Source organism: Halomonas sp. XH26 (assembly GCF_024138895.1).
Lineage (GTDB): Bacteria > Pseudomonadota > Gammaproteobacteria > Pseudomonadales > Halomonadaceae > Vreelandella > Vreelandella alkaliphila.
This window is the reverse complement of sequence record NZ_CP071889.1, coordinates 3,063,747-3,078,569: the sequence shown is the minus strand read 5'-3', so window position 1 is coordinate 3,078,569 and position 14,823 is coordinate 3,063,747. Positions and strand designations below refer to the sequence as shown.

The 14,823-nt window shown below is 51.8% G+C and carries 13 protein-coding genes; 5 read left to right on the top strand and 8 right to left on the bottom strand.

Going from position 1 to position 14,823, the window contains the following annotated elements; genetic code table 11:
• Positions 1-20: 20 nt before the first annotated feature.
• Positions 21-1,511, top strand: a complete 1,491-nt coding sequence (locus tag J4377_RS14140; RefSeq protein WP_253486008.1) for a SulP family inorganic anion transporter — start codon at positions 21-23, stop codon at positions 1,509-1,511.
• A gap of 19 nt (positions 1,512-1,530) precedes the next feature.
• Entirely contained in the window at positions 1,531-2,388 is an 858-nt protein-coding gene (locus tag J4377_RS14135) for a universal stress protein (RefSeq protein WP_038477710.1), read from the top strand.
• 50 nt (positions 2,389-2,438) lie between these two features.
• Here the strand turns inward: J4377_RS14135 and J4377_RS14130 are convergent, their stop codons facing one another.
• Genes J4377_RS14130 through crcB (J4377_RS14120) form a run of 3 tightly spaced genes read right to left on the bottom strand, consistent with a single transcriptional unit; the run spans position 2,439 to position 4,196 of the window.
• On the bottom strand, positions 2,439-3,413 hold the full coding sequence (locus J4377_RS14130; protein ID WP_253486007.1) for an arsenic resistance protein: 975 nt from the start codon (positions 3,411-3,413) through the stop codon (positions 2,439-2,441).
• A gap of 13 nt (positions 3,414-3,426) precedes the next feature.
• Complete coding sequence (gene crcB / locus J4377_RS14125) at positions 3,427-3,813, bottom strand: fluoride efflux transporter CrcB (RefSeq protein WP_120386432.1); 387 nt, start codon at positions 3,811-3,813, stop codon at positions 3,427-3,429.
• Positions 3,810-4,196 carry a fluoride efflux transporter CrcB gene (gene crcB / locus J4377_RS14120; protein WP_038477702.1) on the bottom strand — a complete coding sequence of 129 codons (387 nt, stop codon included), beginning with the start codon at positions 4,194-4,196 and terminating at the stop codon, positions 3,810-3,812. Before crcB (J4377_RS14120) ends, crcB (J4377_RS14125) begins: the two co-directional genes overlap by 4 nt.
• A gap of 169 nt (positions 4,197-4,365) precedes the next feature.
• On the opposite strand from crcB (J4377_RS14120), the gene J4377_RS14115 reads away from it, so the two are divergent.
• Complete coding sequence (locus J4377_RS14115) at positions 4,366-5,220, top strand: universal stress protein (RefSeq protein WP_253486006.1); 855 nt, start codon at positions 4,366-4,368, stop codon at positions 5,218-5,220.
• An 11-nt stretch (positions 5,221-5,231) separates the two neighbouring features.
• Here the strand turns inward: J4377_RS14115 and J4377_RS14110 are convergent, their stop codons facing one another.
• A complete protein-coding gene (locus J4377_RS14110; protein ID WP_120386435.1) occupies positions 5,232-6,923 on the bottom strand; it encodes a 2-isopropylmalate synthase in 1,692 nt (563 codons plus the stop codon).
• A 218-nt stretch (positions 6,924-7,141) separates the two neighbouring features.
• Here J4377_RS14110 and J4377_RS14105 point away from each other — a divergent pair, with 218 nt between their 5' ends.
• Positions 7,142-7,627 (top strand): Lrp/AsnC family transcriptional regulator, encoded by a 486-nt coding sequence (locus tag J4377_RS14105; RefSeq protein ID WP_038477693.1) that lies wholly within the window; start codon positions 7,142-7,144, stop codon positions 7,625-7,627.
• A gap of 71 nt (positions 7,628-7,698) precedes the next feature.
• Positions 7,699-8,058, top strand: a complete 360-nt coding sequence (locus J4377_RS14100) for a RidA family protein (protein WP_038477690.1) — start codon at positions 7,699-7,701, stop codon at positions 8,056-8,058.
• A gap of 32 nt (positions 8,059-8,090) precedes the next feature.
• Here the strand turns inward: J4377_RS14100 and J4377_RS14095 are convergent, their stop codons facing one another.
• From J4377_RS14095 to J4377_RS14080, 4 genes are all read right to left on the bottom strand, one after another.
• A complete protein-coding gene (locus J4377_RS14095; RefSeq protein ID WP_038477687.1) occupies positions 8,091-8,954 on the bottom strand; it encodes a MurR/RpiR family transcriptional regulator in 864 nt (287 codons plus the stop codon).
• Entirely contained in the window at positions 8,944-10,713 is a 1,770-nt protein-coding gene (locus tag J4377_RS14090; RefSeq protein ID WP_038477684.1) for an EAL domain-containing protein, read from the bottom strand. The genes J4377_RS14095 and J4377_RS14090 overlap by 11 nt, the downstream gene beginning before the upstream one ends.
• Positions 10,710-13,322, bottom strand: a complete 2,613-nt coding sequence (locus J4377_RS14085; RefSeq protein WP_038477681.1) for an ATP-binding protein — start codon at positions 13,320-13,322, stop codon at positions 10,710-10,712. Before J4377_RS14085 ends, J4377_RS14090 begins: the two co-directional genes overlap by 4 nt.
• A 98-nt stretch (positions 13,323-13,420) precedes the next feature.
• Complete coding sequence (locus J4377_RS14080) at positions 13,421-14,776, bottom strand: aldehyde dehydrogenase family protein (protein ID WP_038477678.1); 1,356 nt, start codon at positions 14,774-14,776, stop codon at positions 13,421-13,423.
• Positions 14,777-14,823: the final 47 nt, after the last annotated feature.

Here is a 14,823-nt window from a genome sequence, read left to right as displayed (position 1 = left end):
CTTAACCGTGGACCCTTCGCATGTACGAAAAGTTTAAACAATCTTGGCTCTCAAACCTCAAGGGCGACACCCTTGCGGGGATTGTCGTGGCGCTTGCACTGATTCCTGAAGCGATTGCATTTTCGATAATTGCTGGTGTTGATCCAAAAGTGGGCCTATACGCCTCATTTTGTATCGCAGTAGTGATCGCTTTTACCGGTGGTCGCCCAGGTATGATTTCAGCAGCTACCGGTGCGATGGCGCTACTGATGGTTACTTTAGTTCGTGAACATGGCCTGGAGTACTTACTGGCGGCCACGCTATTGACTGGGGTATTACAAATTATCGCAGGCTACTTAAAACTTGCAGAGCTGATGCGTTTTGTATCCCGTTCGGTGGTCACCGGGTTCGTGAATGCGCTAGCGATATTAATCTTCATGGCGCAACTGCCCGAGTTAACTAATGTGACGTGGCATGTGTATGCCATGACGCTAGCAGGTTTAGGCATTATCTATCTCTTCCCGTACTTGCCGGCGATTGGAAAGTCGGTTCCTTCTCCTCTGGTATGCATCGTGGTGCTTACCGGGGTGTATATGGTAAGCGGCATGGATATACGCACGGTAGGTGATATGGGCGAACTGCCCGATACACTGCCAATGTTCTTATGGCCTAGCGTGCCACTTAATTTAGAAACGCTAATGATCATCTTTCCCTACGCCATCATGCTGGCGGTGGTGGGCCTTCTTGAATCTATGATGACAGCCACTATTGTTGATGACTTAACGGATACACCCAGCGATAAAAACCGTGAGTGTAAAGGTCAGGGTATCGCTAATATCGGATCGGGTTTACTGGGCGGTATGGCAGGCTGTGCAATGATTGGTCAGTCAGTCATCAACATAAAGTCCGGTGGCCGGACTAGGCTCTCAACGCTTATCGCTGGTGTTGTTCTGTTGTTGATGGTGGTCTTCCTCGCGGATTGGGTCTCGCAGATTCCTATGGCAGCGCTGGTAGCGGTGATGATTATGGTATCGATTGGCACCTTTAGCTGGGAGTCGATTCGCGACCTTAAAAAACATCCGGTGAGTACCAATATCGTTATGCTAGCCACAGTGGCGGTGACTGTGGGGACGCACAATTTAGCGATTGGTGTCTTTGTAGGTGTACTGCTGGCGGCGATGTTCTTTGCTAATAAAGTCGGCAACATCATGTATATCGGCTCGAAAGAAGTAGAGCCCGGTAAAGAGCGTGAATACCAAGTGGTTGGCCAAGTGTTCTTTGCCTCTTCTGAGCGTTTTATTGCGGCCTTCGATTTTAAAGAGAGCATCGATAAGGTCACTATCAACCTTTCCCGCGCCCACTTCTGGGATATTACCGCCGTTCAAGCTCTGGACCGCGTGGTGATTAAGTTCCGTCGTGAAGGTACTGAGGTGGAGCTGGTTGGCTTGAGCGAAGCCAGTGCAACTGTCGTCGACCGCTACGCGGTACACAACGACCCTGAAGCGGTTGAAAAGCTAATGGGCGGCCACTAACCACCGCAAGGAGAGCGATATGACTGAACACGTACTCGCCGCGATTGACGGCTCCCAATATGCAGAAAGCGTCTGTGACTACGCCGCTTGGGCAAGCTTGGCATTAAATGCGCCGCTTAGCTTTGTGCATGTGGTGGATAATCATTCTGATGTGCCAGCAGAGCAAAATTTGTCGGGTAACCTAAGATTTGGTGCCCGCGAGCGCTTGATGAAAGAGCTTTCTGAGCTTGATGAACAGCGCGCTAAGGTAAACCGTGAGCAAGGCAAGCTTATGCTGGAAGCTGCCAAGGCACGGGCAGTAGAAGATGGGGTCGCTGATCCCATTATTCGCCAGCTTAACGGCACGCTGGTCGAAACCTTGGTAGAGCTAGAGAAAGACATACGTTTGTTGGTGGTAGGCAAGCGTGGTGAAACCGCTCACCACGCCAGCGGCCACTTAGGTTCAAACCTTGAGCGTGTGGTGCGTGAAATGCATCGCCCAATTCTCATGGTGCCCAAAGCCTTTAAGCAGCCTGAAAGGGTGCTGATTGCGTTTGACGGTAGCAAAACTGCCCGTAAAGGGGTGGAGATGCTGGCGCGTTCTCCGTTATTTACCGGTACCGAATGCCATGTGCTGATTGTGGGTGCTGAAACCGCTGAGCATCGCAGCGAGCTTGATTGGGCGTTGACTACGCTACGCGATGCTGGCCACCAAGCCGAAGGCGCCATCCGTTCCGGTGAGGTAGACGACACCTTGCAAGCGTACGAGAAGGAGCATGCGATCGACCTTCTAGTGATGGGCGCTTATGGCCACTCGCGTATTCGCCACTTGCTGGTCGGCAGTACCACCACGGCGATGTTACGCGGTAGCCGAATTCCGGTACTAATATTGCGTTAATCAATACGTACGCTTTAACGCCGGTCACCACGCTAAGGGGCCGGCGTTTTTTATAGCTGGCTCGGAATTAGCTTGCCGGGCACCCAGCGTATCAACGCTATCATGCCAAATAACTCCACTAGCGATTGAAAAACAATAACTACTACCGCGGCTTGCCATCCATTGGGCAGGGTAAGCGTAATGGGCAACATGACAAACGAATTGCGCGTGCCAAAACTAAAGGCAAGTGTTCGGGCGCTGGCAGGCGGTAGTTTGAATAGGCTGCCTAACGTTTTACCCAACAACCCAGCGATGACTAAAAAGCCAATAAAGATAAACACAACCTGCCACAGCACATGGCTAAGCCCTAGCACGCTATTCACCTGCGACGCGGCAATGACTAGCACTACCAGCGCAAGTAGCGGTATTGGTAGATAGCCAAGATACCCAGAGGCTTGGTTAATGACATGGTAGCGCTGGGCAGCAAACTCCGTCAGCCATGCCAATCCCAAAGGAAGCATAATTAAGCCAGCAAATGCGCTGAGAAGGTTGGTAGAAAAGGTTAACTGAAACCACTCGCCGCCTAAAAATAGCCACAGATAAACGGGCAATGCGACCATTTGGATGAGCAGCAGCAGTGGCGTTGCCGCAACCGCGCGGGCGGCATCGCCTTTGCCTAAGTGCGTGAAGGTAATAAACCAGTCTGTGCAGGGCATCAGTAGCACTAGCAAAACACCAGCCATTACCGGTGGGGGAAGTGGTAGCCCCACTACTAAAAGACCTAGCACCAACACCCCGAGTAGTGCAGGAATGATAATGAAGTTGCCAATCAGCAGCGCTGCCATAAAGCGTTTATCGGTAACGCTTTGCTTGATATGTAATAGCGGTATTTGAGTAAAAGTGGCGTAGAGCAGTATGCCGAGGAGCGGCCATAGCAGCTGTTCAAGTGATGACGCTAGTAAGGGAGCTATCAGACCCAACGTAAGCCCTAAGCAGATAAATCCCAGGTAAAGCCAAGACTGTTGTCGCTCTAACTGCTCGCGCATGAAATACCTACGGTTATAGACGAGAAAGCGCTATGCGTTCTCCTAGCCAGGCCGCCAGTAACCAAAGCGGTAGGCTGATAAGTACATAAAGCAGCGCTAGCCCAGAAAGCCCCTGTTGAATAAGGTGCAATGTTTCCAGGCTAAAGAGTGAAAACGTGGTAAAGCCGCCGCAAAAACCGGCCACTAACAGCGGCTGCCAGTGCGCAAGCTTGCCGTTAGGAAAACGTGAGGCGGTAGCGGCAATCCAACCGATGATTCCAGAACCCAGCACGTTAACCAGCAGCGTGCCCCAGGGGAAATAGCCACCAAGTGCTGCCAAAGACATGAGAGATACCCCGTAGCGAAGTGCACTGCCAAGCCCGCTACCAATCCCGACGGCTAGGTAAGCTCGCCAGTTCATAGCAACAACCCCTTAGCTAACAGCCAACCGAGCATGGCCATCACCATGCCGAGCACTAGGGTAGCGGCAATATTTAAGGCGGCACGCAGCGCTTGGCCGCTTTGCCACAGCTCAATAGTTTGTAAGCTAAATGAAGAAACGGTGGTGTAGCCACCTAGCAAGCCTGCAACAGTAAATAGCCACAGCGGCTGTGCGCTTGGCACGCCGTAGTAACCAAGAAGCCCGCCCGCTATAAACGCACCGCTGGCATTCACCAGTAAGGTACCCCAGGGGAAGGTTTTGCCCAGCAGGTGGGCCATAAGGTTAGAAACGGCATAGCGACCCATGCCGCCCAATGCGCCGCCAAGTGCTACCAGTAGCATGCTCGCGATACCATGCCCCATCGTAACTCCTTTAACTGGCCGCGTTGATAGGCTGCTAAGTGTACCACCTACCCCATAACGATAGGGATGAACACAAAGAACGCGTTAAGGTGTCGCTGGTCAATAAGTTCGTGTAAAAAAGAGTGAGAATAATAAAAATCTTAACGCACCCGCTCAAGGAGTCGCTTTTATGTCTGATCGCGTGTTCGCCGCTATTGATGGATCTCAGTATTCAGAAAGTATCTGTGATTATGCTGTCTGGGCCGCCAAGGCACTTGGTGCGCCATTAAGCTTTATTCATACCCTCGATAACCACGCCCAGGTGGCAGAACCTGATCTAACCGGTAATTTAGGTTTAGGGACCCGAGAGCATCTGCTTGAAAAGCTTTCTGATATTGAAGAACAGCGCGCGAAAGTTGCCCGTGAGCAGGGGCGCTATATGCTCGATGCGGCAAAAGCACGCGCAATCGAAGCCGGTATTGTTGATCCACTCTGCCTTCAGCGTAACGGAACGTTGGTAGAGACCTTGGTTGAGAACGAAAAGGAGATGCGCTTACTGGTACTAGGCAAGCGTGGCGAAACTGCGCATCAAGCCAGTGGCCATCTCGGCTCTAACCTTGAACGCGTTGTGCGTGAGATGCATCGCCCACTATTGATGGTGCCTAAGCAGTTTACGCAGCCGAAAAACGTGATGATGGCGTTTGATGGCAGCAAAACGGCTCGCAAAGGCATTGAGATGCTGGCCAAAAGCCCGCTCTTTGAAGGTGCTGCCTGCCATGCTGTGATCGTGGGCGCTGAGACGGCAGAAAATCGATCACAGCTTGAGTGGGCAATTGATGTTCTTGAGTCTGCTGGCCACCACGCTGAAGGCGCAATTCGCGCTGGCGAAGTGGAAGAAACCTTGCGCGCTTATAAGCAGAAGCACGGTATTGACCTGTTGGTCATGGGTGCCTATGGGCATTCGCGTATTCGTCACTTGCTGATTGGCAGCACGACGACCGCCATGCTACGCAATGCCCATTTGCCGGTGCTGATTCTGCGCTGACTTGTGAAAGATTATGCTTCTACTTCGACATCCGCACCTTCCTGCTGATGCTGCTTGGTGGCCTGCGCCATATTAATGCCTGACAGCAGCGCCTTCAGCGATGCGCTAACGGTGTCACTATCTTCGGCCACGGCGCAAAGTCGTTGTCCATCAATATTCAGCTGCACAAAGGCAATCGCATTGGCTTCGCTGTCGCCACCCAAGGAGTGCTCACTGTAGTCAATAATGGCTACATTGCTGCCTGAATGCTTCTTCCAAGCATCAGTGAAGGATGACATGGCGCCATTGCCGGTACCTGACAAGCGCAGTGTTTCAGCGCCTTGCCAAAGGGTTATTTCTATTCCCTCGTGCTGGCCTTTTGATAGCCGGTAATCGGCCAATGCCAGTGGCGCATCCTGAGTGAAATTATCAAACATCACTTGGCGAATGATTTCACTAGAAAGCTCGCCGTTGCGGCGTTCGCTCTCTTGTTGCACGTAAGGAGCAAGGGCCAGCATCATCCAACGCGGTAAATTAATGCCGTAGTCTCGCTCCAACAAAAAGGCCATGCCACCTTTGCCAGACTGGCTATTCACCCGGATAACGGCTTGGTAGTCGCGGCCAATATCATGCGGGTCAATGGGTAGGTAAGCCACTTGCCACGGCTCGTCGGGCTTTTGATGCTTGAGGGATTTACGAATAGCATCCTGGTGGCTGCCAGAAAACGCGGTATACACCATCTCGCCAACCCAGGGATGGCGCGGATGCATAGTAATACCAGTACACTCATGCACCACCTGAACGATCTCGTCCGGGTTAGAAAGATCCAGCTGCGGGTCGATGCCTTGGCTGTACAGGTTCATCGCCAAGGTGACAATGTCCATATTGCCGGTGCGCTCGCCGTTACCCAGTAACGTGCCTTCGACGCGGTCAGCTCCCGCCAACAGTGCCAATTCTGCTGAGGCGACTGCGCCGCCGCGGTCGTTGTGGGTATGTACCGAAATAATCACGCTGTCGCGACGGCTAATGTGCTGGCAAAAGTATTCAATCTGGTCAGCATGATGATGTGGCCCCGCAACTTCTACCGTGGTGGGCAAGTTGAGGATGCATTTGTTGTCAGGCGTTGGCTGCCAGACATCCATCACGGCTTCGCAGATGGCCAGTGAAAAATCGATTTCAGTGCTAGAGAAGCTTTCCGGCGAATATTGGAAACGCCAGTCAGCATCTGGGTGTTGGGCAGCATAGGTCTTCACCCAGGTAGCGCCTTGCACGGCAATATCGGTAATGCCATCTCGATCCATCTCAAACACCCGCTCGCGCTGGATGGTCGAAGTGGAGTTATACAGGTGAATAATGGCGCGCTTGACGCCCGTCAGCGATGCAAAGGTTTTCTCGATTAAGTGTTCACGGCACTGCACGAGTACCGCAATAGTGACATCGTCTGGAATTTGGTCTTCTTCAATTAGCCAGCGGACAAAGTCGTAGTCTGGTTGGCTAGCCGAGGGAAAGCCCACCATCACTTCTTTAATACCCACTTTAATAATCTGCTGCCAAAAGCGCTGCTTTTGCTCAACCGTCATCGGCTCTAATAGCGCCTGATTGCCATCGCGTAGGTCTTCACTTAGCCAAATGGGCGCTTGAGTTAGGTCGCGGTCAGGCCATTGGCGGTTGAAGGCGGGAACACGCGGAGCAGGGCGGTATTTGCGATGATCAAAAGCAGACATGGTGAGTTTCCTGAAGGCAGTGAGTTAGTTGGGCGGCCGCTTGTGGCGTAAGCCGCGTTAACAGGTGTCTGGGTAAGGCACCGTGTAGGGGCTGCTTGTGACAGTCAATACAGTTTACTTGAAGTAAGGCGAAAGGTTATTGCGAAAATGTGGTTTTATCGCCAATAATTGGCAATAAATGTCGTATTGTTATTTTTTATTGGTAGGAGCTGCTTGTTATGCCTGTCGTGCCGCTTGAACTTGATCGTTTTGATCGCCACATTCTGAATGTGTTACAGCAGGAAGGGCGGATTAGTAACCAGGAGTTAGCCGAGCGCATCGGGCTTTCCCCTTCACCTTGCTTGCGCCGGGTGCGTGCGCTAGAGGAGCACGGCTTAATTACCCAATATCGGGCCGATGTTGATGCGCGGCAGCTAGGCTATCAACTGATGGTGTTGCTGCACATTTCAATGGATCAACATACTCCCGAACGGTTTGATAACTTCGAACGTCATATTCGTAAAATCCCCAACGTGATTGAGTGTTTGATTATCACCGGCCAAGCGGCAGATTTTCAGCTCAAGATTCTAGTGCGGGATATGGACGACTATCAGCACCTTTTACTGCACGTGATCAACCGTATTGAAGGCGTCACCGGAGCCCACACCAGCTTTGTTTTGCGACGAGTCTTTGAGCATCGCCCCGTGCCTACGGAGCGCGTTTGATTAAGAAGGCATAGGCAACGAAGCGGTGGCGGTTTACACTGCTTTTTTTGTCTTACCTAGGAGATTGAACCATGACAATTCAGCGCCATGATACAAAAGCCCGTATGAGCCGTGCCGTTATTCATCAAGGTGTGGCCTATTTGTGTGGTCAGGTAAGCGGTCCTGAAGCGCGCCACGAAGGAATTAAGGAGCAAACCGAGAGTATGCTGGCACGGGTTGATGCCTTGCTAAAAGAAATTGGCTCCAGCCGCGAGCAGCTACTGAGTGCGACAATCTACCTTAAAGACGGCAATGATTTTGCTGCAATGAACGAGGTGTGGGATGCCTGGGTACCCGAAGGCTATGCACCGGCACGCACCTGTGTATGCGCGCCGTTGCCTGCGGATGAGTTAAAAGTAGAAATTACCGTTACCACTGCCGTCAGCAGTTAAGGTATCCGTATCAGCGATAGCTGTCTTACTGATTACTTACCTGCCTTTTCCACAGGAAAGCGGGTATCGCGCAGGCTATCTTTGATTTTCTTCAGGTGCGGTAGGAAATCTTCGCCGCGCCTGAGTGTAACCCCAGTGGCTAAGGCATCAATCAGCGTTAGTTGAATCATCCGCGAGGTCATGGGCATATAGTGGTCGGTGTCCTCGGGGGTGGCGACTTCGAGAGTCGAGGTACATTCCAAAGAAAGCGGGGAGTTAGGGGCGGTGATCCCCAGCACCACGGCGCCTGCTTCGCGAGCAACGCGTGCAATATCGACCAGTTCTCTGGTGCGGCCTGTGTACGAGATAATCACCACTACGTCACCGGTATGACAAGCGGCAGCCACCATGCGCTGCATCAGCACATCTACATAGGCCATGACGGGCAAGTTAAAGCGAAAGAATTTGTGCTGAGCATCCTGAGCGACGGCACCTGAGGCACCTAAGCCAAAGAAATGGATCTGTTTTGCTTGAGTAAGATAATCAACCATGCGCTCAACGGCGGCCATATCGACCTCACGCTGGGCTTCGTCCAGGGCGGCAATCGTCGCGCCAAAAATCTTATGGGTATACTGCGTTGCCGTATCGCCGGGCTCGACAGCTCGCGTCACATAGGGCGTTCCGCCTGCGAGGCTCTGCGCAAGTTTGATTTTAAAATCGGGGTAGCCTTTGGCGCCGAAGTTGCGGCAGAACCGGTTGACCGTAGGCTCGCTGACGCTGGCCGCTTGGGCAAGGCTTGCAATGCTCAAGCTGGTGGCTACTGCTGGGTCCTCCAGGATGACATTGGCAACTTTGCGTTCTGAGCGGTTTAATTCTTCTAAGCGTTCGCGTAAGCGGTCAAGCAGGTCATGCGCCATCAACAGCCTCCATGGCAATATTTTTTTGGGCGTTGGGTGCCCATTCGAGGCACCACGTAAAAAATGCGTCGGCGGTTAGCGGACGCGCATAGTAATACCCTTGCGCCGCTTCACAGCCAATAGAACGTAAGTAGTCCGCCTGGGCAGATGTTTCAATACCTTCTGCCACTACGTCGCACCCAACGGCATGGGCAAGCTGAGTAATGGTAAGGGCTAAATGACGGTCTACTGCGTCGTGCTCTAAATCCATGACGAAGGCACGATCTATTTTCAGGGTAGAGAAGGGCAGTGTTTTAACATAGGCGAGAGAAGAGTGACCAGTGCCAAAATCGTCGATCGCAACGGCAATATTCATCTCAGCAAGCTGAGCCAACTGCGTGCGTGCGTTGTGCATATCGCTTAATAAGCCTGACTCAGTAACTTCCAGTGCAAAAAAACGTTCAGGGATCTCTTGCTCAGCCAGCTTGGAAAGCAATGCCTGAGCAAAGTCTTTGCGCGCCAACTGGCGGGCTGCAACGTTCACCGCAATATGGAAGTCATCATCCAGCAGGCCTTTTATTCGCCATTCGACGATATGCTGCATTGCTTTCTCAAGCACCCACTCACCAATAGAGAGGATATCACCACTTGCTTCCGCAAGGGGAATAAAGTCCCCTGGGGAAATATGGCCTAGCTCGGGGTGGTGCCAGCGTAGGAGAGCTTCAGCTCCGATAACACGCTGTGTTGCCAGAGAAACTTTTGGTTGAAATGCCAGGGACATCTCGCCCCGTTCGGTCGCACCACGAATAGCTTGCTGAAGATTCAGGCGCTGGCGTTGTTGCGCTTCCAGCGTTTCGTTATAGCATTGAACGCGCAGCGTACCGTTCTGCGGCAACGCTAAGGCGGCCATATGCACAAGGCGTTCAATATCGAAATGGGCATCCGCCCAGCTAATGCCAATGCGCGCATTTAGAGGCAGTAGTAGGTCGCCCAGCGCTTGGTCTTGATCGAAGCAGCTCAATAGCTGCGCCGCGGAGTGGCGTAACGCCTCGAGTTCGGCGCGAGCAGTAATCACCAGTATCTCACTGCCTCCCCACAAACCTATTTGGCATTGCTGACTGAGTTTAGCCGAAAGTTGACGGCTGATATGAACCATCAATTTATCAGCGACGCCATAGCCATGTAGCTTAATAACGTCGTCTAGGTGGTCCAGCGCAATGAAGAGAAGCCCTGTTCCCGTGCCTCGCATTGCTGCTTCACGAAGCATTTGAGTCAGTGCGCGGCGATTAGCTAGTTGGGTGATTGGGTCGGTACGAGACTGGCGATCTAGCTCTTTTGTACGCTTTGCCACCATGCGTTCAAGTATGTCTGCCTGTTGATTGCGGATTTGATAACGGTGCTCAACGCTTAATGTATTGCGGATGCGCTGTAGCACCTCATCATGTTTGAACGGTTTCGTGACGAAGTCGCGCACACCCATGCTCAGTGAGCGATGACGCGTTTCATCATCAATCTGTGCGGTGAGTATAATAATTGGGGGGATATGGTGACCAAACTCTGCTTGCAATTGATTGATAACCGCGTACCCATCCAAGTAAGGCATGCGAATATCAAGCAGGATCAGGTCTGGCAACGTTTGCTGACAGTGCGCCAGCACTTTGCGTGGATCGCTTATACCATGCGTGTTTTCAAAGCCATGGTCGTCAAGCAGGTCCAATAGCAGCTCCACGTTAATACTGTTGTCGTCCACCACGAGGAGGTGTTTATGGAGCAGACTCATAGCGCCGTCCTTGGTGCGATGGTAATAAATCGATTTAGCGATACGGTCAATTTGTCAATATCAATAGGCTTGGTAAGGTAGTCCGCAAACCCAGCCGCCAGTCCATAATGTAAGTCTCGCTCCATCGCATTGGCAGATAACGCTATGACATCGATCTGCTTTAGCATGGGGTCGTTTTGCATAATGTCGAGCGCTTGAAAACCACTCATTCCGGGTAGATGGATATCCATTAGGACGAGATCAGGTGGCGAATGACGCATTATCTCCAAGCTGAGTTCAGCGCTTGCCACGACACGTAATTGTATTGACGGGAAGTCGTCAATAATATCTTCCATAAGCCGCTGATTAGCAGGATTATCTTCTACATAAAGCAGGTTGAATGCGCGGGGAGAACCGCTTGAGGTGCCCACGACGCTACTATGAGGCGGTGCTTCATGTTCGGCAGGGTGTTCGGTAATGGGCAGCGTAAACCAGAAGGTGGAGCCTTTGCTTGGTTGGCTATCAACACCGAGACGCCCTTTCATCCGCTCTACCAGTTCACGCGTAATGGCTAACCCAATGCCTGTCCCTTCAATCGGTCCGTGCTCTGCATCCAGGCGGTTAAACGGTTCAAAAAGCTCGTGCTGGCGCTCTGGCGCAATACCATGCCCAGAGTCGATAACGCTCACTTTTAGTTCGCTCCCAATCGGCTCAATATTTACATGGATGGTGCCGTTTTCTCTATTGTATTTAATCGCGTTGGAAAGCAAATTAAGCAGTACTTGCTTAACCCGCGTGTAATCCGCCATGACCATGCAGGGTAGCGCTAATGAATCACGCGTTAGCGTAATATTGGCTGCTCCGATGTTGGCTTCCAGCGTTGTGCAGGCATCATCCAATACGTTTTCGATTAGCATAGGCTCTAATGAAAGCGTCATGTGTCCTGCTTCGATCCTCGCTAAATCAAGTACTTCATTAATCAGGCTTAACAGGTGTTGACCGCTCTTCTCGATTTGCCCTACTTGGCGTTGCTGCTTCTCACTCAGTGGATCACGACGGCCTTTTGCTAACAGTTGGGCAAAGCCGATAATCGCATTAAGAGGGGTGCGCAATTCATGGCTCATTGAAGAGAGAAACTCACTTTTTGCCTTGTTAGCTTGCTCTGCCTGATCACGAGCGGTTGCTAAATCGCAGGTAACTTGCTCGCGCTCGGCCATTTGGCGATAGAGGTTAATGAGTAGCGCGCAGGTATCAGTAAAAGGTTGAAGCCAGTCTAAAAGAGTCTGGTTTAATGGCTGTTTACTATTTGCGATGGCAAACATGCCAATAAGGCTATCGCCGCTGAAAATCGGCACGCCTAAGTAGTTGTCTAAGCGAGGGTGACCTGGTGGGAAGCCGCCGCGCTTGGTATGGCGATAAACGTCGTTAGTCATGATGACATCGCCATGGGCAAAGACACGCCCTAAGAGTGAGTTAGGGTTGGTTAGCGTCATATCTCCGCTGCGTAGACGCTCCATCAGAAGTCTGGATTCATCGCTCCAGGAGAGGTCAGTGATAGCATGTATCTTGAGAGCATTGGTGGTATCGGTAGGCAGCACTTCCCCAATCAAGGCGTAGTCGCTATCAGTGAGTTCTCGCAGCGCTTCCATTAAAAACGTCCACAACTGTTCAACCGACATTAGTGCCTGATAGTCCGTAATGCCTTGATGAAGCACTTTAAGCAGGCTTTGCTCTTTATGAATTTGCTGTGTGGCGTTATAAACATCAGTTAAGTTGGTCAGAATACCCAGAAACTCAGCAACATCTCCCTGCTCATTATGGATGGCGTTGACGGCAAGATGGACGGGTATCAAGTGGCCGTCTTTATGGAGTGCTTCTACTTCTCGGCCTCGGCCAATCACCTTGGGTTCGCTGCCCGCCAAAAAGTTGGCAAGAAAGCTGTCGTGATGAGCGTTGATCGATGCAGGTGTAAACATCGACACATTGTTACCGACTACTTCGTGTTGCTGATAGCCCAGCATCGTTAGTGCAAAAGGATTAATACTTAACACGCTACCAGAGCGGTCAATGCGCACGATGCCGGTGGCACTTTCGTTAAACAGCGCCTCGTAGCGGCGCGTCGTTTGAGCCAGGGCTCTACGTATTTGATGCTGGCGAAGCAGCTCTTCCACTTGCCCAGCTAAGCTTTTTAAAATGCCTCGGTCTCGCTGACTAAACGAGCGCGGCTGACGATCAATTAAACATAGCGTACCTACGGGCAGGTCATCGGCCAGTTGTAATGGCTGTCCGGCATAAAAGCGAATGTGCGGGGGGCCGGTGACGAGGGGATTGTCCGCAAAGCGCAGATCATCGAGTGCATTTTCGACGACCAGCATGTCATTAAGCCCCACCGCGTGGGCACAAAACGATAGGTCTCGGCAGGTTTCGCTGGTAGTCAATCCTTGGTGAGACTTAAACCACTGTCGTTCTGCATCGACGAGGGAAACTAGCGCAATAGGTAAGTCAAAGAGGCCGCAAGCAAGCTGAGTGATTCGGTCAAACGCTTCGTCAGCGGGTGTGTCAAGCACCTGGAGAGCGTGCAATGCCGCCAAGCGCTGGTATTCATTCTCAGGAAAATCTGCGGCTTGCATTGTGCGTCCCAAAAAATAGTTCATTCAAAAAGTGCGCTCAACTAAGTCGTTAACTAATCGGCGAATAGTAATAATTATCGGGTATTAATGGCGAAGCTTTAGCCAATCCTGAGTAATTTTAATAGCCAGCGTTTATAAGGCGGCCTTATCAGTGCGCTAGAGGCCCGTTTTGATTGATAAAAAACACCTCGTAAATGGCTGAATCGTTCAAAACCATGGCGACCGTGATAAGCCCCCATACCGCTTTCACCAACGCCACCAAAGGGCAGCGAGGGAACGGCGTGATGAAGCAGCGTTTCGTTAAATACCAGCGCACCAGAGCGAGTGGTGTGACGCAAGGTTGTTTGCAGCAACTTATTGTCGGTGAAGGCATAAAGTGCCAGTGGGTGAGGCCGGGTATTCACAAAGGTAATCGCGTCGTCGATGTTTTTAACGCTGATAAGCGGTAGTGCACGGCCAAAAATTTCCTCTTGCATCAGCTCAAGATTTTGAGTTGGATCAATAACGAGCGCTGGTGCGTGTTGCCCGATATCGATGATGCGGCAGCCGTGATCTCTCGCTTGTGCTATCAGCCGTTCACTGCGTTTCTGATGATGGGGGCTGACAAAGCCTGTGGCCTCTTTATCGCTGGGGCGCTGCTGTTCGATAGCTCGACTTAGTGCCTGAATAAGTGCTTCCAGGTGGCGGCTTTCTACAAGCACATAATCCGGCGCAATGCAGGTCTGGCCGGCATTCATTCCCTTGCCAAATATAATTGAGGCGGCCGCACGATCCAGATCAGCGTCACTCGCCACGATAGCGGGTGATTTACCACCTAGTTCAAGCGTCACCGGGGTTAACTGCTCGGCAGCGGCAAGTGCAACTTGGCGGCCCACCGCCGTCGAGCCGGTGAAAACCAGATGATCAAAAGGTAGTGCGCTAAATGCTTTTGCTATCTCTGGGCCGCCTTCAACAACGCATACTTCTTCATCGGTAAAGTACTGCGGTACTAGCTTAGCCAGCAGGGCGCTGGTATTGGGGGCGTGCTCGCTGGGCTTGATCATGACGCTATTACCCGCTGCGACAGCATCAATAGCGGGCATCAGTGCTAAGCTCCATGGGTAGTTCCAGGGCGACATAATACCCACCACGCCAAGTGGCTGAGGAGCGATGCGGGCGCGGGCGGGCCATAAGCGCCATGGCATGTTGGCAGCGTATGGGCGCATCCAATGCCATAGGTTTCGCCGTGTATGACGAATGGCATGCAGCACCGCGTTAATCTCCGCTAAGCGTATCTCTGTCTCACTACGCTTGCCGAAGTCAGTTTGAATGGCCTGGATAATCTCCCGCTGGTGATGCTTAGTCATTCGTGCAAGGCGAGCTAAGCGCTCTCGTCGCAATCTTAATGAGGGGAAGGGCGCTTGGCCAAACGCATGAAGCTGAGTGTGCAACAGGCGCATTAAATCGCGTTTCATGGCAGCTCCTTGGGTTAATTCTTAATAACAATAGTCGTTTGTCCTGC

Coding starts and splice junctions, on each gene's coding strand:
- J4377_RS14140 (WP_253486008.1), top strand. CDS start 21: ATGTACGAAAAGTTTAAACAATCTTGGCTCTCAAACCTCAAGGGCGAC.
- J4377_RS14135 (WP_038477710.1), top strand. CDS start 1,531: ATGACTGAACACGTACTCGCCGCGATTGACGGCTCCCAATATGCAGAA.
- J4377_RS14130 (WP_253486007.1), bottom strand. CDS start 3,413: ATGCGCGAGCAGTTAGAGCGACAACAGTCTTGGCTTTACCTGGGATTT.
- crcB (WP_120386432.1), bottom strand. CDS start 3,813: ATGAACTGGCGAGCTTACCTAGCCGTCGGGATTGGTAGCGGGCTTGGC.
- crcB (WP_038477702.1), bottom strand. CDS start 4,196: ATGGGGCATGGTATCGCGAGCATGCTACTGGTAGCACTTGGCGGCGCA.
- J4377_RS14115 (WP_253486006.1), top strand. CDS start 4,366: ATGTCTGATCGCGTGTTCGCCGCTATTGATGGATCTCAGTATTCAGAA.
- J4377_RS14110 (WP_120386435.1), bottom strand. CDS start 6,923: ATGTCTGCTTTTGATCATCGCAAATACCGCCCTGCTCCGCGTGTTCCC.
- J4377_RS14105 (WP_038477693.1), top strand. CDS start 7,142: ATGCCTGTCGTGCCGCTTGAACTTGATCGTTTTGATCGCCACATTCTG.
- J4377_RS14100 (WP_038477690.1), top strand. CDS start 7,699: ATGACAATTCAGCGCCATGATACAAAAGCCCGTATGAGCCGTGCCGTT.
- J4377_RS14095 (WP_038477687.1), bottom strand. CDS start 8,954: ATGGCGCATGACCTGCTTGACCGCTTACGCGAACGCTTAGAAGAATTA.
- J4377_RS14090 (WP_038477684.1), bottom strand. CDS start 10,713: ATGAGTCTGCTCCATAAACACCTCCTCGTGGTGGACGACAACAGTATT.
- J4377_RS14085 (WP_038477681.1), bottom strand. CDS start 13,322: ATGCAAGCCGCAGATTTTCCTGAGAATGAATACCAGCGCTTGGCGGCA.
- J4377_RS14080 (WP_038477678.1), bottom strand. CDS start 14,776: ATGAAACGCGATTTAATGCGCCTGTTGCACACTCAGCTTCATGCGTTT.